Annotated in this window: 21 protein-coding genes; 1 reads left to right on the top strand and 20 read right to left on the bottom strand. The window is 69.2% G+C overall.

Annotated elements, in window-relative coordinates:
* Positions 1–31: 31 nt before the first annotated feature.
* The 11 genes from rpsQ to rpsJ are packed head-to-tail and all read right to left on the bottom strand — an operon-like array spanning position 32 to position 5,380.
* Entirely contained in the window at positions 32–352 is a 321-nt protein-coding gene (rpsQ, locus tag HGB54_RS01735; protein ID WP_168914926.1) for a 30S ribosomal protein S17, read from the bottom strand.
* On the bottom strand, positions 352–672 hold the full coding sequence (rpmC, locus tag HGB54_RS01730; RefSeq protein WP_168914925.1) for a 50S ribosomal protein L29: 321 nt from the start codon (positions 670–672) through the stop codon (positions 352–354). Before rpmC ends, rpsQ begins: the two co-directional genes overlap by 1 nt.
* Complete coding sequence (gene rplP / locus HGB54_RS01725; protein WP_168914924.1) at positions 672–1,091, bottom strand: 50S ribosomal protein L16; 420 nt, start codon at positions 1,089–1,091, stop codon at positions 672–674. Before rplP ends, rpmC begins: the two co-directional genes overlap by 1 nt.
* Positions 1,092–1,096: 5 nt before the next feature.
* Positions 1,097–1,870: a 30S ribosomal protein S3 gene (rpsC, locus tag HGB54_RS01720; protein WP_168914923.1), complete on the bottom strand. Its 774-nt coding sequence runs from the start codon at positions 1,868–1,870 to the stop codon at positions 1,097–1,099.
* A gap of 2 nt (positions 1,871–1,872) precedes the next feature.
* Positions 1,873–2,271: a 50S ribosomal protein L22 gene (gene rplV / locus HGB54_RS01715; protein WP_168914922.1), complete on the bottom strand. Its 399-nt coding sequence runs from the start codon at positions 2,269–2,271 to the stop codon at positions 1,873–1,875.
* Positions 2,272–2,295: 24 nt separating this feature from the next.
* The gene (rpsS, locus tag HGB54_RS01710) at positions 2,296–2,577 is read right to left on the bottom strand and encodes a 30S ribosomal protein S19 (protein WP_168914921.1); all 282 of its coding nucleotides are present in this window, start codon (positions 2,575–2,577) and stop codon (positions 2,296–2,298) included.
* 15 nt (positions 2,578–2,592) lie between these two features.
* Positions 2,593–3,429 carry a 50S ribosomal protein L2 gene (gene rplB, locus HGB54_RS01705; protein WP_168914920.1) on the bottom strand — a complete coding sequence of 279 codons (837 nt, stop codon included), beginning with the start codon at positions 3,427–3,429 and terminating at the stop codon, positions 2,593–2,595.
* A gap of 19 nt (positions 3,430–3,448) precedes the next feature.
* On the bottom strand, positions 3,449–3,760 hold the full coding sequence (rplW, locus tag HGB54_RS01700; protein WP_168914919.1) for a 50S ribosomal protein L23: 312 nt from the start codon (positions 3,758–3,760) through the stop codon (positions 3,449–3,451).
* Entirely contained in the window at positions 3,757–4,404 is a 648-nt protein-coding gene (rplD, locus tag HGB54_RS01695) for a 50S ribosomal protein L4 (protein ID WP_168914918.1), read from the bottom strand. Before rplD ends, rplW begins: the two co-directional genes overlap by 4 nt.
* 5 nt (positions 4,405–4,409) lie before the next feature.
* Positions 4,410–5,060, bottom strand: coding sequence for a 50S ribosomal protein L3 (rplC, locus tag HGB54_RS01690; protein ID WP_168914917.1), 651 nt, complete (start codon positions 5,058–5,060; stop codon positions 4,410–4,412).
* 11 nt (positions 5,061–5,071) lie between these two features.
* A complete protein-coding gene (rpsJ, locus tag HGB54_RS01685) occupies positions 5,072–5,380 on the bottom strand; it encodes a 30S ribosomal protein S10 (RefSeq protein ID WP_096420529.1) in 309 nt (102 codons plus the stop codon).
* A gap of 531 nt (positions 5,381–5,911) precedes the next feature.
* Here rpsJ and HGB54_RS01680 point away from each other — a divergent pair.
* Entirely contained in the window at positions 5,912–6,880 is a 969-nt protein-coding gene (locus HGB54_RS01680; RefSeq protein ID WP_168914916.1) for an NAD-dependent epimerase/dehydratase family protein, read from the top strand.
* 15 nt (positions 6,881–6,895) lie between these two features.
* Here the strand turns inward: HGB54_RS01680 and HGB54_RS01675 are convergent, their stop codons facing one another.
* The 9 genes from HGB54_RS01675 to HGB54_RS01635 all read right to left on the bottom strand — a co-directional run bounded on the left by HGB54_RS01675 (position 6,896) and on the right by HGB54_RS01635 (position 17,797).
* Complete coding sequence (locus HGB54_RS01675; RefSeq protein WP_168914915.1) at positions 6,896–7,699, bottom strand: sugar phosphate isomerase/epimerase family protein; 804 nt, start codon at positions 7,697–7,699, stop codon at positions 6,896–6,898.
* Positions 7,696–8,955, bottom strand: a complete 1,260-nt coding sequence (locus HGB54_RS01670) for a ribulose-bisphosphate carboxylase large subunit family protein (protein WP_168914914.1) — start codon at positions 8,953–8,955, stop codon at positions 7,696–7,698. The genes HGB54_RS01675 and HGB54_RS01670 overlap by 4 nt, the downstream gene beginning before the upstream one ends.
* Entirely contained in the window at positions 8,952–10,754 is a 1,803-nt protein-coding gene (locus HGB54_RS01665; RefSeq protein ID WP_168914913.1) for a hypothetical protein, read from the bottom strand. The genes HGB54_RS01670 and HGB54_RS01665 overlap by 4 nt, the downstream gene beginning before the upstream one ends.
* Positions 10,755–10,766: 12 nt before the next feature.
* A complete protein-coding gene (locus HGB54_RS01660) occupies positions 10,767–11,600 on the bottom strand; it encodes a phosphogluconate dehydrogenase C-terminal domain-containing protein (protein WP_168914912.1) in 834 nt (277 codons plus the stop codon).
* Positions 11,597–12,997, bottom strand: coding sequence for a four-carbon acid sugar kinase family protein (locus HGB54_RS01655; RefSeq protein ID WP_168914911.1), 1,401 nt, complete (start codon positions 12,995–12,997; stop codon positions 11,597–11,599). The genes HGB54_RS01660 and HGB54_RS01655 overlap by 4 nt, the downstream gene beginning before the upstream one ends.
* 1 nt (position 12,998) lies before the next feature.
* Positions 12,999–13,943 carry an ABC transporter permease gene (locus HGB54_RS01650; RefSeq protein WP_168914910.1) on the bottom strand — a complete coding sequence of 315 codons (945 nt, stop codon included), beginning with the start codon at positions 13,941–13,943 and terminating at the stop codon, positions 12,999–13,001.
* Positions 13,944–13,984: 41 nt separating this feature from the next.
* Positions 13,985–15,511, bottom strand: a complete 1,527-nt coding sequence (locus HGB54_RS01645; protein WP_168914909.1) for a sugar ABC transporter ATP-binding protein — start codon at positions 15,509–15,511, stop codon at positions 13,985–13,987.
* On the bottom strand, positions 15,508–16,605 hold the full coding sequence (locus HGB54_RS01640) for an ABC transporter permease (protein ID WP_168914908.1): 1,098 nt from the start codon (positions 16,603–16,605) through the stop codon (positions 15,508–15,510). The genes HGB54_RS01645 and HGB54_RS01640 overlap by 4 nt, the downstream gene beginning before the upstream one ends.
* Positions 16,606–16,735: 130 nt before the next feature.
* The gene (locus tag HGB54_RS01635; protein WP_168914907.1) at positions 16,736–17,797 is read right to left on the bottom strand and encodes a sugar ABC transporter substrate-binding protein; all 1,062 of its coding nucleotides are present in this window, start codon (positions 17,795–17,797) and stop codon (positions 16,736–16,738) included.
* Between the last annotated feature and the right edge of the window lie 221 nt (positions 17,798–18,018).

Genomic DNA, 18,018 nt, shown 5'->3' with positions numbered 1-18,018 from the left:
TGCTACTCCTTAAGGTCAAGCAGGCGCGGGCCTACTTGGCCTTCTCGAGGATCTCGACGAGGCGCCAGCGCTTCGTGGCGGACAGGGGGCGGGTCTCGGAGATGAGCACCAGGTCGCCGATACCGGCGCTGTTCTGCTCGTCGTGGACCTTGACCTTCGAGGTGCGGCGGATGACCTTGCCGTAGAGCGGGTGCTTCACGCGGTCCTCGACCTCGACGACGATGGTCTTCTCCATCTTGTCGCTGGTGACGTAGCCGCGACGGGCCTTGCGGTACCCGCGGGCCTCGGCGTCGCGAACGTCGTGCGCGGCCGACTCGTGGCCGGCAGCGGTCTTCTTCTCAGCCGTAGCCATCAGTTCTTCTCCTCGGTCTCGGCGGCGGGGGCCTTGTCGGCCTCAGCCTTCTTCGCCGACTTCTTGGTCGCCTTGGCGGGCGCCTCGATGGGGGCGGGCGTGGCCCGGATGCCCAGCTCGCGCTCGCGGATGACCGTGTAGATGCGAGCGATGTCGCGCTTCACGGCGCGCACGCGGCCGTGGCTCTCGAGCTGCCCGGTCGCGGCCTGGAAGCGCAGGTTGAACAGCTCCTCCTTGGCCTTCTTGAGCTCGTCGATGAGGCGCTCGTCCTCGAAGGTATCGAGCTCGGCAGGTGCCAGCTCCTTGGATCCGATCGCCATTACGCGTCGCCTCCCTCGCGCTTGATGATGCGTGCCTTGAGGGGCAGCTTGTGGATTGCACGGGTCATGGCCTCACGAGCGAGTTCCTCGTTGACGCCCGCGACCTCGAAGAGGACGCGTCCCGGCTTGACGTTGGCGACCCACCACTCGGGCGAGCCCTTGCCGGAGCCCATGCGGGTCTCCGCGGGCTTCTTGGTGAGCGGACGGTCGGGGTAGATGTTGATCCAGACCTTGCCGCCGCGCTTGATGTGACGGGTCATCGCGATACGCGCCGCCTCGATCTGGCGGTTCGTCACGTACGCGGGGGTGATGGCCTGGATGCCGAACTCGCCGAACGAGACCTCGGTTCCACCGGTCGCGTGCCCACTCCGCTTGGGGTGGTGCTGCTTGCGGTACTTGACCTTGCGGGGAATCAGCATGTTCCTTAGCCTTCCGCTCCGGCCGCGACGGGCGCCGTGGCCTCGGCCGGACGGCCGGTGCCGCGACGGGGACCGCGGTCCGAGTCACGTCGCTCGGGGCGCGACGACTTCTGGTTCGCCTGCTCGCGAGCGAGTTCCTTGTTGGTGATGTCGCCCTTGTAGATCCAGACCTTCACGCCGATGCGGCCGAAGGTGGTCTTCGCCTCGTAGAAGCCGTAGTCGATGTTCGCGCGGAGGGTGTGCAGCGGCACGCGGCCCTCGCGGTAGAACTCGGAACGGCTCATCTCGGCGCCGCCGAGGCGCCCGGAGACCTGGATGCGGACGCCCTTGGCGCCGGCGCGCTGCGCGCCCTGCAGCCCCTTGCGCATCGCGCGGCGGAAGGCCACGCGGGCGCTGAGCTGCTCGGCGACGCCCTGCGCGACGAGCTGAGCCTCGGCCTCGGGGTTCTTGACCTCGAGGATGTTCAGCTGGATCTGCTTGGCGGTGAGCTTCTCGAGGTCGGTGCGGATGCGCTCGGCCTCGGCGCCGCGGCGACCGATCACGATGCCCGGGCGGGCGGTGTGGATGTCGACGCGGACGCGGTCGCGGGTGCGCTCGATCTCGATGCGGGCGACGCCGGCGCGGTCGAGGCTCGTGGTGAGCATCCGACGGATCTTGACGTCCTCCGCCACGTAGTCGGAGTACCGCTGACCGGGCTTCGTCGAGTCGGAGAACCAGCGCGACACGTGGTCGGTGGTGATGCCGAGACGGAAACCGTACGGGTTGACTTTCTGACCCATGTCTACTTGCTCGCCTTCTTCTTGGTGCTCGAGCCCGCAGCGACAGCCTCGTCCGGCGTGGCGAGCACGACGGTGATGTGGCTGGTGCGCTTCTTGATAGCGAATGCCCGGCCCTGGGCGCGCGGCTGGAACCGCTTCAGGGTGGTGCCCTCGTCGACGAAGGCGCGGGACACGTAGAGGTCCTGCTCGTCGAGGAAGGTGTTCGAGGCGTCGGCCTTGACCCGCGCGTTGGCGATGGCCGCCGCGACGAGCTTGCCCACGGGCTCGCTGGCGCTCTGCGGCGCGAACTTCAGGATGGCCAGGGCCTCGAGGGCCTGCTTGCCGCGGATCAGGGCGACGACGCGACGGGCCTTCTGGGGGGTGACGCGGATGTGACGCACGCGTGCGATCGACTCCACCATTTCTCTCCTCCTTCCGCCACCGCGTTAGCGGCGGCGACCCTTCTTGTCGTCCTTCTCGTGGCCGCGGAAGGTGCGGGTGGGCGCGAACTCGCCGAGCTTGTGCCCGACCATGGTCTCGGTCACGAACACGGGGATGTGCTTGCGACCGTCGTGCACGGCGATGGTGTGCCCGAGCATTGCCGGGATGATCATCGAGCGGCGCGACCAGGTCTTGATGACGTTCTTGGTGCTGGCCTCGTTCTGGGTGACGACCTTGCGGAGCAGGTGGTCGTCGACGAACGGGCCCTTCTTGAGACTGCGAGGCATTCTTCTCGACTCCTACTAGCGCTTCTTACCGACGGTGCGGCGACGGACGATGAGCTTGTCGCTCTCCTTGTTGGGACGACGCGTGCGGCCCTCGGCCTTGCCCCAGGGGCTGACCGGGTGGCGACCACCGGAGGTCTTGCCCTCTCCACCACCGTGCGGGTGGTCGATCGGGTTCATCGCGACGCCGCGGACGGTCGGGCGGACGCCCTTCCAGCGCTTGCGGCCGGCCTTGCCCCAGTTGATGTTCGACTGCTCGGCGTTGCCGACCTCGCCGATGGTGGCGCGGCAGCGGGCATCCACGTTGCGGATCTCGCCCGAGGGGAGGCGCAGCTGGGCGTAGGGGCCGTCCTTCGCGACGAGGCGCACGGAGGCGCCCGCCGAGCGGGCCATCTTCGCGCCGCCGCCGGGGCGGAGCTCGATGGCGTGGATGACGGTACCCACGGGGATGTTGCGAAGCGGCAGGTTGTTGCCGGGCTTGATGTCGGCGGCGGGACCGGACTCGACGACGTCGCCCTGCGACAGCTTGTTGGGCGCCAGGATGTAGCGCTTCGTGCCGTCCACGAAGTGCAGCAGCGCGATGCGCGCCGTGCGGTTCGGGTCGTACTCGATGTGCGCCACCTTGGCGTTCACGCCGTCCTTGTCGTTGCGACGGAAGTCGATCATGCGGTACTGGCGCTTGTGGCCACCACCGATGTGACGGGTCGTGATGCGACCGGTGTTGTTGCGGCCACCCGTCTTGGGCAGCGGCTTCAGCAGCGACTTCTCGGGCGTCGAGCGCGTGATCTCCGCGAAATCGGCGACCGACGAGCCACGGCGACCGGGGGTCGTGGGCTTGTACTTGCGAATAGCCATGTCGTTATTCCTTCGATCCCTAGCCGACGGCCGTGAAGATGTCGATGGTGCCCGACTTCAGCGTGACGATGGCGCGCTTGGTGTCCTTGCGCTTGCCGAGGCCGAAGCGGGTGCGGCGGGTCTTGCCGGGGCGGTTGAGGGTGTTGATCGAGGCCACCTTGACGTTGAAGATCTTCTCGATGGCGAGCTTGATCTCGGTCTTATTGGCTCGCGGGTCGACCAGGAACGTGTACTTGCCGTCGTCGATGAGCGTGTAGCTCTTCTCGCTCACGACGGGCGCGATGATGATGTCGCGCGGGTCCTTGTTCTGGGAGACAGCGTGGATGCTCATGCGCCGGCCTCTTCCTTGTTCGTCTTGCTCGCCACGAACGCCTCGTAGGCGCCCTTCACGAACACGATGTCGTCGCTGACCAGCACGTCGTACGCGTTGAGCTGGTCGGGGTTGATGACGTGCAGGTTCTTGAGGTTGCGCACGCTCTTGAGGCTGAGCTCGTCATCGCGCTCGATCACGACGAGCACGTTGCGGCCCGAGGTGAGGGTGCCGATGACGGAGGCGGCGGCCTTCGTCGAGGGCGCGTCGACGCCGAAGCCCTCGACCACGTGCAGGCGGTCGCCGCGCGCGCGGTCGGAGAGGGCGCCGAGCAGAGCCGCGGCGATCATCTTCTTGGGGGTGCGCTGCGCGTAGCTGCGCGGCACGGGCCCGTGGACGATGCCACCGCCGGTCATCTGGGGGGCGCGGATCGAGCCCTGACGAGCGCGACCGGTTCCCTTCTGCTTGAACGGCTTGCGGCCGGCACCGGAGACCTCACCACGACCCTTGGTCTTGTGAGTGCCCTGGCGGGCGGCGGCGAGCTGGGCGACGACGACCTGGTGCAGCAGCGGCACGTTGGTCTGAACGTCGAAGACGGCCGAGGGCAGGTCGACCGAACCGGTCTTCTTGCCGGCGGCGTCGAGTACGTCGAGCGATGTGGCCATGGCGATTACGCTCCCTTCACGGCGTTGCGGACGAACACGAGACGGCCACGAGCACCGGGCACGGCGCCCTTGACGAGCAGCAGACCCTTCTCGAGGTCGACGGAGTGGACCTTCAGGTTCATGACGGTGACGCGCTCGCCACCCATGCGACCGGCCATGCGCATGCCCTTGAAGACGCGGCTGGGGGTCGACGAGGCGCCGATCGAGCCGGGCTTGCGGTGGTTGCGGTGCGAACCGTGCGAGGCGGAGACGCCCTTGAAGTTGTGGCGCTTCATGACGCCGGCGAAGCCCTTGCCCTTGCTGGTGCCGACGACGTCGACCAGCTGGCCGGCCTCGAAGATGTCCACGGCGAGCTCCTGGCCCGGCGTGTACTCGGCGGCGTCGGCGGTGCGCACCTCGGTGAGGTGGCGACGGGGCGTCGAGCCGGCCTTCTCGAAGTGGCCCGTGAGGGGCTTCGTGACCTTGCGCGGGTCGATGGCGCCGTACGCGATCTGGACGGCGGCGTAGCCGTCGATCTCGGGGGTGCGGACCTGGGTGACCACGTTGGGCGCGATCTCCACGACGGTCACGGGCACGAGCTTGTTGTTCTCGTCCCACACCTGCGTCATGCCGAGCTTCGTGCCCAGCAGACCCTTGGTCGTCTTGGTAGCAGACATTCTCGGGTTCCTTAGAGCTTGATCTCGATGTTGACGTCGGCGGGTAGGTCGAGACGCATGAGCGAGTCGACGGCCTTCGGCGTCGGGTCGATGATGTCGATGAGCCGCTTGTGGGTGCGCTTCTCGAAGTGCTCGCGGCTGTCCTTGTACTTGTGGGGCGAACGGATCACGGCGACCACGTTCTTCTCCGTCGGCAGCGGCACGGGGCCGACCACGGTGGCTCCCGCACGGGTCACGGTGTCGACGATCTTGCGCGCCGATGCGTCGAGACCTGCGTGGTCGTACGACTTAAGCCGGATGCGGATCTTCTGTCCCGCCATGCTCAACTCTCTTCCTTATTGGACGTGATGCACCCTGACGGGCCCATCTGCGCGGAGCGCTCTCGCTGTCGCACCACTGTTCTTCTGTCAAACATCGATCTGCTGCCGCAAGCCGGTTCGGGATCGCTCCCGACCCGGGTTCCTCGCTGGGTTGGACCTCTGCTCGTCACCGACCCCCGCGCTCGGGCGTGTCGCCCTCGCCAGGCACAGAGATCTCCCCGTGCGAAATGGTTGTCGGTTTAAGTCGTGTTCTGCTGCCTGCGGCCTAGGCTCATCGCGACCCGCACCTGCGAGCTGCTCGTCCTATGCACTGCCTGGCAGTGAGCCGCGCGACGAAGCACGGCGTGTGGAACTAGAAGAGTCTGCCACAGGCAGGAAACTGCTGCAACCCGGGCGTGTCGCGCTCGGCTGCGGGCTGGCCGATGCGCCCGGCCGGCCGCTGGCTCTAGGCTCGGGACAGCGTCTGCCGCCCACATCCCAGTCGAGGAGCACCGTGGCTTTTCTCGTTCCGACAGCTGTGCCGAACCGCCGGTGATCCTCGTCACCGGGGGCACCGGATTCATCGCCGCCCACGTGCAGCGTCGGCTCCTGAATGCCGGCCACGAGGTGATCGCGACCAGCCGTTACGACTACCGGCCGGAGTCGCTGTTCGTGCTGGGGCCGAACGTGCCGCGACTGGAACGGGCCGATCCGCGCGACAGCGACTCGCTGCGTCCGCTGTTCGCGAGATACCGGCCGGACACGGTCATCCACCTCGACGCCTATGTGAACCCGGTGGCCCTGCAGACCGATCCGCTGCGCGCGGTCGAGTACAACGTCATGGAGACCATGAACCTGCTCGAGCTCTCCCGCGAGTTCGGGTGCGGCCGGCTGGTGTTCAGTTCCTCCATCGCGGTGCTGCCGACGATCCAATACGAGCCGATCGACGCGCGCCATCCGATCGTCCTTCCGACCGAGGGATCGGGGGGCGGGTTCTACGGCACGTCGAAGGCGATGTCCGAGCTGCTCGGCCTGGCGTACGCGTCCGCGTTCGGCGTGGACTTCAGGTGCGTCCGGCCGAGCGCCGTGTTCGGGTTCGGGATGCAGTGGCCCATCGGAATCAAGCCGGTGATCGAGAATCTGGTCGAGGGGAAGCCGGCGGTGATCGCCAGGCACGCACCGCCGCGCGACTACACCCCCGTGCAGGATGTCGCCGCGGTCGTCGCCGCGCTGGTCGACTGCCCGCCGGAGACGGATCGGGTGGTCTACGCCGGCACGGGCCGCGCGCTCGTCTCGAGCGACGAGCTGCTGCGCACCGTTCAGGCGCTGTTCCCGGACGGCGACGTGACGATGGGGGACGAGGCGCTGGACCCGACCGGGGTCGAGAGCAACTACCGCGGGATGCTCGACATGGGACCCGTGCGAACTCAGCTCGGCGTGCGTCCGGCGTTCGACTCGCTCGCCGCCGCGCTCACCGCCTACGCCGAGGACTACCGTGCGTTCCTCGGCCGGGCGGGCTGACCCGGACGGCCCCGCTCACGGGGTTCGGGATCGGGTGCCGAGGTAGTCGACGGCGTGCCGTACCCACGCGGTCTCGGTGGCGACGGTGCGGTCGATGGAGCCCTGCCACGGGCACCACTGCTCGATGATCTGGCTGATGCCGCGCTCCTCCGGCCGAACCGTCGCGATGAGGTGGTCGTAGTCGAGCAGTCCCTCGCCGAGCGGGCAGCCGGCGAGCCGGAACCCGACCATGTCGTCGTTTCGGGTGAAGGAAAAGTCCTTCACGTGCATGTTCGCGACGTATGGCGCCGTCAGCTCGGCGACGGCTGCGGGGTGCTCCAGCGCGGCGATGACGTTGCCGGGGTCGAGGCAGATGCCGAGGCTCCGGCTGCCCACCCGCCGCACGATCTCGACGAGGGTGGCGGTCTGAACCTGCTCATACGTCTCGAGCGCCAGGGTGACGCCGTGCTCGTCGTAATCGGGAAGCACCGACCGGAGGTCTCGCTCCGCGGTGTCCGGGTCGGGCCGGTACGAAGCCGAGTGCAGCATCGAGCGCACCACCGGTGACCCGAGCCGGGATGCGATCCGGCGGAATCGTCTCAGGTGCTGCGGCTCGATGCCCTTCGTGCCCACCTCCAGCGCGATGCCGAGCCGGGTGGCGCGCTCCCGCACGTCGTCGAGCTCCGCGGCGCTCATGGTCTCCAGCGGCGGGTAGTCGCACAGCTGGATCAGCCCGAGCCCGAGTGCCGCCGTGTCCTCGAGCATGGCCGCGAGCGTGAGCGGTCGCGGCGATCGGTCGGAGAGCCGCCATTGGTAGGCGTAGGTGCTGATGCCGATCATCGGCGCCGGCCCGCGGAGAACAGTGCGAGCGCTTCGGCGAGCTCTGTGTGCGTCGCCGCGTAGTCGCTCGCCGGCACCCCGGCGAGCGCCGCTTCCCATGCCTGCCGGATGCTCGCGACGCCCGCCGCGACGCCGCTCGGGTGCGCCATGATGCCGCCGCCGCAGACATACATCAGGTCCGCCGACCCCAGCGCCGCCCAGGTGTCCGCGGCCTGGTCGGCCGACTGCGCCGACGAGAAGACGGGCATCACCGGCGGACCGCCGTTCACCGGCTGCAGCAGGTCGCGGGCGGAGCCGAGCACCGACTCGTCCGGCTCCCAGAACTTGTTCCGAAGCCCGTTCACATGCAGGTGGTCGGCGCCGGCGAGCCGCCACAGCTGCTGCCACACCCGATAGGAGTAGCCGAGCAGGGGGTGGCGGGTGAGCGCCCCCCAGCCGTTGCGGTGCCCGTGGATCGGGAGGGAGCTGCGCAGCCGCACCTGGCGCAGTGCGGCGATGCCGACGGCGTTGACGCTGACCATCACGCAGTTCCCGCCGCGCTCGGCCACCCGGTCGACGTGGCGCAGCATCTGGTCGAGTTCGTCCGTGACGTTGATGGCGTAGAGCGGTCGCCGCCCGGTCTCCTCCGCCACCTCGTCGAGGGAGGCGAGCACCGCGTCGAGCCGCTCGGCGAACGGTGAGTGCGGCGGGTTCGCCATCAACTCGTCGTCCTTGATGAAGTCCAGTCCTGCCCGCGCCAGCCGCGCAGCCAGGCCCGCGGTCTCGTCGGGGGTGAGGCCGACGCTCGGCTTGATGATGGTGCCGATGATGGGTCCGCGCTGCACTCCGGCGAGTCGCCGGGTGCCGTCGATGGCGAACTGCGGGCCGGGGTGCGCGGCGGAGAACGCCGCGGGAAGCCGCAGATCCTCGAGCCGGATGCCGGTGAGCTGCTCCAGCTCGAACAGGTTGCCCGCCACCGTGGCGAGCAGGTTCGGCAGCGCGGTGCCCACGTTGTCGAGGGGGAAGGAGAGCTCCACCTCCGCCTGCCGGAACGGGCCGGCCGAGCGTGCGCCGCTCAGCGTCGGCGTGTCCCGCTCGCCGATCGTCCTCACCCGCTCGACACGTGCCCCGTGCCGCCGGTGCAATTCCGGAGTCTCGCCCGGCACCGCGATGAAGGTCCCCGTCGACTGCTCCCCGGCCATGGCGGCGGCCGCCGCCTCGGGGGCGTACGGGGTCTCGATCGAATACGTGGCGTGGATCCGGTTCTCCTCGGTCACGCGGCACCTCCTTCGTCGTCGTTGTCCGGTCGTCCGCGCCCGCCTTCGGCGGAGCCGAGATCGATCGCACGCACCTCGTACGGCGCCAGCCGGAGGTCGCCCGCCCTCCCGGCCAGCCGCGCCGTCTGCTGCTCGTCGGTCGTGTTGGCGATCAGCAGGCGGACGTTGTGCGGGGTGCGCACCGCGAGCGCGCGGATCGCACCGCCCGGCTGGACGGCGGCGGGCATGGACCCGACGGCCTCGCTCAGCTGGGTGAGGACGGAGTGCAGCGCGGTGCGGTGCCGCGCCTCGCGCCCGGACGCGTCCCGGGCGATGACCCCGCGCGGACCGGTCGCCTCGAGCAGGGTGATCCGGTCCACAGCGGCGGTCACGAGCGCCTCGAGGGTGGCGACCAGCCAGGCGGCCGCGAACGGGGACTCCTGCCGCGGGTCGGTGGCGTCGTCGTCGCGGCCCAGCCGGTCGACGGCACCGGATCGGTAGATGTTGCGGCGGGGTTTCAGCGTCACGGGGCCGACCGCGACCGGCGCTCCATTCGCAAAGCCGCGGGCGGTGTCGATCATCGCGGGCAGCGCCTCGGTGCTCTCCATCACCGCGGTGGAGCGGGCGTCATGCACCTGCGGGTTGAGGCTGAACAGCACCGCGTCGGCACCGACCTCGCCCGGCACGATCCGATTGCGGTTCAGTTCCGCGAAGTTATCGTCGGTGCCGACCAGCAAGGGGACCCCCTCCAGCACCTCCCGCAGTCTCCGCCGCGCGGCGGCGAGAGCCCGCGCGGTCGTGGCGGGCGCGGTGGAGTCCAGGATGGCGAAGGCGGCGATGCGGACGGAGGTGCTGAGGATCGTCCGGCGGAGTGCCTCCAGGCCGGCGTCCGGATCGGCGCCCACGTGCACCGCGAGTTCCACCGGGATGCCGGTCGCGGCGACCTCCTCGAGGCGGGACCCACCGCGCAGCACGCCACCGTCGGCCGCCACGTCCACCCTGAGGTGGGCGGCGCCCATCGCCGCCAGCTGCGGCGCCACCGACCGGATGTCGTCGTCCGGGCCGACGGTGACCCCGACCGCCGGCCAGCGCCGGACCACGGAGGTGTCCACCGTCACCACCGCAGGGCCCGCGGGAGGGGGCGCGGCGGCGGGCGATGGCACGGTGGCCGGGGCCATGGTGAGCACCACCGACTGCTCCACCCGGTCCCCCGGGGCCATCGGCACCGGGAACGGCAGCGCCAGCGGCGTCGAGTACGTCTTGAAGGATGCGTCGGACCAGTTCCGCTGGTCCTCCGTCTCGAAGACGTCCCCCTCGAACCTCAGCTCCACCACGCCACCGGAGTCGAGGCGCTGCCGCACGCCGGCGAGGTCGAGGAACGGCTGATGCGGCGCCACCTGGAGCGGGTACACCGTATCGGTGGTCGAGCCGTCCGGGTGCAGCAGGGTGACCGGGCGGCCCGACCAGTTGAGCGAGTGCAGAGCGACCAGTCCGATGCGGTTCTTGAGGAAATCCGAGCGTGCCCGCCCGCTGAACTGGAACTCGATGCGGCTGTCGGGCGTGCCGGTCAGGCGACCCGCCCAGTCGAACTCGATCTCCCCCGCACGGTGGACAGAATTGAAGGTGATCTCGAAGGAGTCCTCACGCAGCACCTCCGAGGTGATCTCCACCCGCCCCGGCACGGTTCCCCAGGCCGCATCCCGGACCACCGCGTACAGCCCGCGGAGCACCTCCACCCCCGCCGCCCGGACGTGCGAGAGGGAGCCGTCGGGGCTGAACCGGGCCGTCCAGGCGCCGGCTCGCACCTGCCGAATCTGCATCGCCGACGCCGCTTACTGGCCGACGATCTCGTCGATGCTCGCCATGATGACGTCCTCGTCGAAGACGCGCTTCCAGTCGTCCTTGAACAGGATGCTCTTCGCCGTCTGGATCGCCTTCAGCGCGCCGTCGGAGAACGGGGAGCCGATCTCCCCGAACACGATCGCGAGCTCCACGTTGACATGCCCCAGGATAAACGCGCGCGCCGCCTCCGCCGGCACGCCTCGCCGCACCGCCTCATCCATCGCCTCCTTGATGATGACAACGCAGGTGGCCGCGGTCGTCTCGGCGAGCACCGGCTCGAGCAGCACCATGTTCTCGACGGTGATGCGGTGCGCGTTCACGACGGGGGCGAAGAACGCCCGGATGACCGCTTCCGCGCGGGTGTAGTCCTCCTCCGTGCCGGAGATCAGGGCGATCACCACGTCCTGGCGGGCCGCGATCCCGCCGAAGTAGTCCGTCTGCGCCTCCGGGTCCGTCTCGTCGTTGTTGAACACCGACGGGTGGCAGGGGTGACAGGCGACGAAGCTGACGTCCTCCCGCTGAGGGAGATGACCCGCGTGGGGTGCCGCGGCGTCCAGCACGATCAGGGTCGCGCCTGCCTTCATCTTCGGCACCGCCTCATGGGCGACCTGCCCGATGCGGTTGTCGGGCACCGCGAGGATGACGAGGTCGGCCTCGGCGACCGCGCTGTCGAGCGAGGTGACCGAGGCGCCGCGTTCGGCCAGGCGTGCCTGGCCCGCCTCGCTCGGCTCGACGAACAGCATCCGGTAGTCGGTCTTCAGCAGGTTGTCGGTGAGCCGGGTGCCCATTTTTCCTCCGGCACCGAGCAGAGCGATCGTGGTCAAGTGGAGTTCCTTCCTTCGTGGCTTGATGTCGTGGACGGATGTGCGGGGCCGTATTCAGCGACCCGCACGAAGTAGTCGGGCTCGCCGATCTGTCCGGCCTTCAGGCAGACCTCGAGACCGTCGTGGCCGCGGTGTCGGCCGGAGGCTCGGCACAGCGGCGCGCCGGGGGCGAGCGGCGCGATGAGCTCCAATGCCTCGATGCCGAGCGCGCGCGCCACCAGTCCCGATGTGTCGCCGCCGGCGACCACCAGGCGCCGGATCGGGTGTCGGCGGCCGATCGCCGCGGCGATGTCTCCGAGCGCCCGGGCGAGCGTGGTGCCGTCGACGGGCGCCGAGGCGGATTTCGGCGGGGTGCGCACCAGCACGTGGCCTCCGCCGGCGAGGGCGGTCACGGCGGCCTCGGTCACGCGGGCCCGCGCGCGGTCGCCGGTGAGCGGATCCGTCACCGCGACCGGGTCGACCGGCACGTCGGCGAATCCCGCGGCGAGTGCGTGGGCGACCTGCGCATCCGTCGCGGCGGCGCGTGAGCCGGCGATCACGAGCGTCTGGCTGGGCGGTGCCACGTCGCCCGCCGGGCTCCACTCAGGCGAGGTGCCGCGCCAGGCGGTGCGGAGCGCGTACTCCACGCCCGAGGAGCCGAGCACGGCCAGCGAGGACCCCGTGGCCTGGAACCGTGCCCGCACCAGCCGGTCGAGCGTGCGACCGACCTGTCGCTCGGATGCGCCGTCGAGCACGTCGAAGAGCACGATGTCCGCTCCGGAGCCCATCACCTCGTCCACGCGGGCGTCGACGGTGTGCGCGTCCCCCGCCAGATCGGTGACGTCGACGAGCGCAGAGCTGAGATCAGTCTGCTCCGCCAGGTGCACCAGCAGATCGCTCTCCGTCATGGGGGTCGCCGGGTGAACGGTCATCGTGGGATGCCGGTCGAGCCGGTACACCTTGCCGCGGAACTTGGCGAACAGCGTCCCGAACGCGGTGTACCTGCCGAGCACCGGAACCCCGACGACGAGCGGGAGCGGACTTCCCGGGAACGCCTCCCTGACGAGCTCGGCCGCGCGCCCGATGCTGCCGAGCGACGGCGATGAGTCGAAGGTCGAGCACACCTTGTAGTGGAAGAGCGGCGCACGGAGCCGTGCCAAGCCGGAAAGGACCGGGGGGAGCTCGATGCCGGCCTGCTCCGGGGTCATGGTGCGGCTGATGCCGGCGACCCCGACCGCCGCCGCGTGCGGGTAGTGGGCCACCTGCTCGGGGGTGGGAACGTCGAGGAACAGCACCGTCGGGATGCCGCCCAGGGTGAGGGCTTCCAGAACATCGGTCGAGCCGGTGAAGTCGTCGCCGTAGTAGGTGAGGCTGAGCCCCGCGTCGTTGACGGGAGGGGCCGCCGGGGAGCTGACCACGCTATTCCTCGGCCCGGCCGGAGGTCACCACACGGCGGGTGAGCTTCTCCAGGCGCTTCGTGCGGAGACTGTCAGCGAACACCGCGAGCAGGATGATCGCCGCCTGCACCATCGGCGTGACGTACAGGTCGACGCGCATGAACTGCAGCCCCGTCTGGATCAGCTGGATGAGCAGGGCTCCGACGACGGTTCCCGGGAACACGGATCCGCGGCCGCCGAACAGGCTGGTGCCACCGAGGACCGCCGCGGCGATGGCGTCGAACTCGTCGCCGGTGCCGAAGCCCGGCGCCGCGGTCCGCAGCTGCGTCATGGCGACGAATGCGCCGAGCCCCGCCAGAGCGCCGGAGATGACGTAGACGGCGAACAGGATGCGGCGCACCGGGATGCCGGCACGCTCTGCCGCGGCGCGGTCTTCACCGGTGGCAAGCAGCTGGCGCCCGAACGGTGTGCGGGTGACGACGACATGGGCGAGCGCAACCACGATGGCGAAGATCCACACCGGCAGGGGAACGCCGAGGATCGCCTCCGAGCCCAGCTGCCCGATCACCGGAGGGTAGTTCACCTCCCGGGATCCGGAGAGCTGAAGGCCGAACCCCCGGAACGCCGTGAGCATCGCCAGCGTCACGATGAACGGGATGACCCTGAGCACTGAGACGGTGAAGCCGTTGATCGAGCCCAGCACGACGCCGACGGCGATGGCGATCACCGGGACGAGCGCGACCGGAACCGCGTACGCGTTGACGGTCTGTCCGACGACGACCGCCGTGAGGTACAGGATCGCGCCGACCGAGAGGTCGATCCCCGCCGTCATCAGCACCAGCGTCATCCCGACCGCGACGATGCCGATGTAGGCCGTGCCCCGAGCGACGGTCGCGAGGGTCTGCACGTCGAAGAACCGGTTGTCGAGCACGGAGAAGATCACGAAGACCAGCACGAGCAGCAGCACCGGCACGTTGTGCAGTGCGATGTTCCTCAGTCGTTGCATGCTCATGCCACCTCGCTCGGGACCGGTGGGGCCTCACCGAAGGCGGCCCCAAGGATTCGTCTGGCTTCGAATCGATCGCGCGGGAACTCCGCGACGATCCGCCCCATCCGCATGACGAGGATGCGGTCGCAGATTCCGATGAGTTCCGGCAGCTCCGATGAGATCGCCAGCAGACCGGTGCCGGAGTCGGCGAGTTCGAGCGCGGTGCGGTACACCTCGTACTGGGCCCCGACGTCGACCCCGCGGGTCGGTTCGTCGAGGATCAGGAGTTTGGGTCGGGTGAGCAGCCACTTGGCGAGCACGACCTTCTGCTGGTTCCCGCCGGAGAGCGAACGGACCGGCGACTCGGTCAGGTTGGCGGCCTTCAGACGGAGGTCGGACGTGACCTCGGCGACGTCGTTGCCGAGCTGCCTGCGGTTCAGCGGGCCGAGCAGCCATCTCGCCCATCTCCGCAGCGACGGCAGCGCGGCGTTCGTGGTGACGGCGTAGTCCATCAGCAGGCCTTCGCCGCGCCGATCCTCCGTCACGAACGAGAGCCCGCTCGCGATGCGGCTGCGGGTGGTGGCGCCGGTGATGTCCCGCCCGCCGATCGTGATGGTGCCGCTGTCGGCGGCGTCGAGTCCGTAGATGAGGCGGGCGAGTTCCGTCCGCCCCGCCCCCATGAGGCCGAAGAGGCCGACCACTTCGCCGGCGTTCACCCGGAGCGAGACGTCCTCCACGACGCCGGTGGCGGAGAGCTTGTCCACAGCGAGCACGGTGTCCGCTCCGGGTGCACCACTGCGATCCGGGAACCGTTTGTCCAGCGAGCGACCCACCATCAGCGTGATCAGCTCCGCCGTCGGCAGCGCCTGCTCGTCCCGCACCTCGACCAGCGCGCCGTCGCGCATGATCGCGATGCGGTCGGACAGCCGCTTGACGTCCTCCAGGATGTGGGAGACGTAGATGATCGACGTGCCGTTGGAGGTCATCCGCCCGATGAGCTCGAAGAGCTTCCTGGTCTCGCGGGAGGTGAGCGACGTGGTCGGCTCGTCGAGGATCATGAGCTTGGGGTCGCCGACCGCCGCCTTCGCGATCTCGAGCATCTGGCGCTGCCCAGGACTGAGGTTCTCCACCAGTGTGCCGGGCGGGAATTCCAGGTCCAGCAGCGCCAGGGCCTCGATCGTCTGCTGCCGAGCGCGCTTCCGGTCCGTGAACACCCCGGCCTTCCTCGGGAACGCGGTGAGGAAGACGTTGTCGGTGACGGAGAGCTGCGAGAAGAGGTTCAGCTCCTGGTGCACATGGGCGATGCCGTGGCGGCGCGCCTCGGCGGGGCTGTGCGGAGCGTACGGCTCACCGTCGACGAAGAGCTTCCCCTCCACGGGGCGGATCAGGCCGCCCACGATGTTCATCAGGGTGCTCTTGCCGGCGCCGTTCTCGCCGACCAGCCCGAGCACCTCGCCCGGCCCGACCGTGAGGTTCACGTCGCGGTTCACGGTGACCCCGTAGAAGCTGTGTGAGATCGAGTCGAGCTGGAGACGGGGGACGCTCACCGAACACCTCCCAGGATCCGGGTGCGGGCGACGTCGAGCAGGGCTGCCGCAACGATGACGAGCCCCTTGACGATGAAGACCACGGTGAAGGGCAGGTTCATCAGGTTCAGGCTGTTGGCCAGCACGACGAAGAACAGCGCTCCGAGGAACGCGCCGAGCACGCTCCCCTTGCCGCCGAACAGGGAGATGCCGCCGATCACCGCGGCTCCGATGACGTCGAGCAGCATGTCGTCGGCGAGGGTCGGCCGACCGGCGCCGAGCCGCATGGAGTAGAGGATGCCGCCGAGGGTCGCGAACATGGCGCTCAGCATGTAGGCGGAGATGACGACGCGCTGGTACGGGACGCCCGAGATGATGGCGGCCGACCTGTTCGTGCCGGAGGCGTAGACCCAGCCGCCGAAGGTGGTCCGGCTGAGCACGAAGTGGGCCGCCGCGGCGACCAGGAGGGCGACGATCATCGGGTAGGTGATCGGGCCCCAGATGGCCTCCCTGCCGAGGGCGGTGTAAGCGGCGGGGAGCCCGGGCACGTTCTCGCTGCGGGTCATCCAGACCGAGATGGCGCTGAAGAGAAGCAGCGTGCCGAGCGTCACCATGAACGGCGGCATGCCCAGCCTGGCGACCGCGAAGCCGTTCAGGGCGCCGAGGGCGCCTCCGATCAGCAGCATGATGAGCACGGCGAGCGGCATCCCGGCCGCCGAGCCGGCGAGCGGGCCGCCGTCTTCTCCGATGAGGGTGCCCCAGAAGGCCGTGTTCCCGAACAGTGCCGGCTCGAGGGCCTGGGTGAGCAGCAGCGCACCGAAGGTGTTGGTGATGTTGATCGTCGCCGCTTGGGCGAGATCGATGCCGCCGAGGATGAGCACGAAGGTCTGCCCCACGACGATGATCGCGAGCGGCCAGAGGTTCGACATGACGTTCAGGGCGTTGCGCTCGGTGAGCATCCCGCTCGCGAACGGCGATATGGCCAGGATGTAGACCACGATGAGCACGGCGACGAATCCCTCGCCGGCCAGGAACCGCCGCACCGCGTTTCGGCGATGATCAGCCGTTCCTGGTTCCTGGTTGCCCGCGGCATGCGGCGCCTGAACGGTGGACATACTCAGGCTCCTTCCTTCGAATCGGGGGAGATCGTCGTCCGGGCCACTGGTGCGGCCGGAGCAGGGGGCGGCTCGGCGCGGCGCCCCGGACGAGGTGATTCGTCCGGGGTGCCGGGCCTGGGGGGGCGGGTCAGCTGTTCGGGGGCGTGATCACACAGCCCCACATGTCCTTCTCGCGGTCCGCCAGGTTCGCCTGGGTGAGGGCGAACCCGGGATCGATGAGCAGCTCGTCGGGCTGCGTCTCGCCGGCGTTGATCGCCTCGGCGAGCGCCTTCAGCAGCGACTCCGCCTCGTAGAAGAGGTCCTGCACGCCGGTGGCGTCCACGTAGCCCTCCTTGATCAGGCTGCACGCCCGGTTGTCACCGTCGAGGCCGCCCATGATGACGTGCCCCTCCTCGCCGACCGGCACCCACTTGCCGAGCGGCTCGAGCACCGACTGGATCTGCGGGAACAGGAAGTCGCTCGAGGTGAACAGCAGATCCACGTCCGGGTTCGCCTGCATCGCCGCCGCCAGGTTGGACTGACCGGTCGCGGCGTCCCAGTTGGTCTGCACCTCGATCGGCTCCTCGAAGAGGTCCGGGTTGGCCTCGATCACGTCGTAGAAGCCGTTCCGGCGCTCCACGGCGTTCTGGTCGCTGAGGTTCCCGACCATGATCAGGGGCTGCACCTTGCGGCCGAGCTCCTTCGCCTGCTCGGCGAGGTACTCGTTGGTCTGCTTGGAGATGTCCCGGTTGTCCGCGACCGCGACCAGCGCCGCCCCGTCCTCGCTCGCCGGCGGGCGGTTGAAGATGCCGATCGGGATGTCTGCGGCGTTGGCTTCTTCGATGATCGTCAGCGCGCTGGACCCGTCCTCGGGGATGACGATGATGCCGTCGACGCCCTGGGTGATGCAGTCGCGCACCTGCTCGAGCTGGCGGTTCGGGTCCTCGTTCGAGTTGTGGGAGATGACCTTCGCGTTCGCCGCCTCCAGGGAGTCCGTGATCGATTTGATGCCGGCCGCCCAGAACTCCGTCTCACTGCCGGAGAACCCGAAGCAGATGCTCTTCCCGGAGAGGTCACCGCCGACGTCGACGCTGATGTCCTCGGCGGGCTTGCCGGACGATGAGCCACCACCCGTCGTCGCGCAGCCGGCGAGTGCTGTGACCGCGACGAGCGCTGCTGCGCCGAACGCGATGGATCGTTTTCTTGCCATGAGGCCTCCTTGACTCAGAACAACCATGACTCAGAACAACCAGCGTTGTTCGTCTTTGGTATGCCACAACGTAGCGTGGCTGGCACGAGACCACAACCGCGGCCCAGCGTGTCGGGTGATTCGCATGGTTTCGCGGTTTTGCTGGGCAAGACCTGGGTGCGGGTTCGGCTCGGCGCGGAATCCGGCCGTGAAATGCCGTCGCCGCGCGGTGCACACATCCG

This window comes from Microcella flavibacter, from assembly GCF_012530535.1.
GTDB classification, from domain to species: domain Bacteria; phylum Actinomycetota; class Actinomycetes; order Actinomycetales; family Microbacteriaceae; genus Microcella; species Microcella flavibacter.
Note: the sequence above shows the minus strand (reverse complement) of the source record. Positions and strands in the feature narration are given on the sequence as shown.

What these genes read in the sequence shown, in the direction of transcription:
- rpsQ (WP_168914926.1), bottom strand. Translation starts at nt 352, where the DNA reads ATGGCTACGGCTGAGAAGAAGACCGCTGCCGGCCACGAGTCGGCCGCG.
- rpmC (WP_168914925.1), bottom strand. Translation starts at nt 672, where the DNA reads ATGGCGATCGGATCCAAGGAGCTGGCACCTGCCGAGCTCGATACCTTC.
- rplP (WP_168914924.1), bottom strand. Translation starts at nt 1,091, where the DNA reads ATGCTGATTCCCCGCAAGGTCAAGTACCGCAAGCAGCACCACCCCAAG.
- rpsC (WP_168914923.1), bottom strand. Translation starts at nt 1,870, where the DNA reads ATGGGTCAGAAAGTCAACCCGTACGGTTTCCGTCTCGGCATCACCACC.
- rplV (WP_168914922.1), bottom strand. Translation starts at nt 2,271, where the DNA reads ATGGTGGAGTCGATCGCACGCGTGCGTCACATCCGCGTCACCCCCCAG.
- rpsS (WP_168914921.1), bottom strand. Translation starts at nt 2,577, where the DNA reads ATGCCTCGCAGTCTCAAGAAGGGCCCGTTCGTCGACGACCACCTGCTC.
- rplB (WP_168914920.1), bottom strand. Translation starts at nt 3,429, where the DNA reads ATGGCTATTCGCAAGTACAAGCCCACGACCCCCGGTCGCCGTGGCTCG.
- rplW (WP_168914919.1), bottom strand. Translation starts at nt 3,760, where the DNA reads ATGAGCATCCACGCTGTCTCCCAGAACAAGGACCCGCGCGACATCATC.
- rplD (WP_168914918.1), bottom strand. Translation starts at nt 4,404, where the DNA reads ATGGCCACATCGCTCGACGTACTCGACGCCGCCGGCAAGAAGACCGGT.
- rplC (WP_168914917.1), bottom strand. Translation starts at nt 5,060, where the DNA reads ATGTCTGCTACCAAGACGACCAAGGGTCTGCTGGGCACGAAGCTCGGC.
- rpsJ (WP_096420529.1), bottom strand. Translation starts at nt 5,380, where the DNA reads ATGGCGGGACAGAAGATCCGCATCCGGCTTAAGTCGTACGACCACGCA.
- HGB54_RS01675 (WP_168914915.1), bottom strand. Translation starts at nt 7,699, where the DNA reads ATGATCGGCATCAGCACCTACGCCTACCAATGGCGGCTCTCCGACCGA.
- HGB54_RS01665 (WP_168914913.1), bottom strand. Translation starts at nt 10,754, where the DNA reads ATGCAGATTCGGCAGGTGCGAGCCGGCGCCTGGACGGCCCGGTTCAGC.
- HGB54_RS01640 (WP_168914908.1), bottom strand. Translation starts at nt 16,605, where the DNA reads ATGTCCACCGTTCAGGCGCCGCATGCCGCGGGCAACCAGGAACCAGGA.
- HGB54_RS01635 (WP_168914907.1), bottom strand. Translation starts at nt 17,797, where the DNA reads ATGGCAAGAAAACGATCCATCGCGTTCGGCGCAGCAGCGCTCGTCGCG.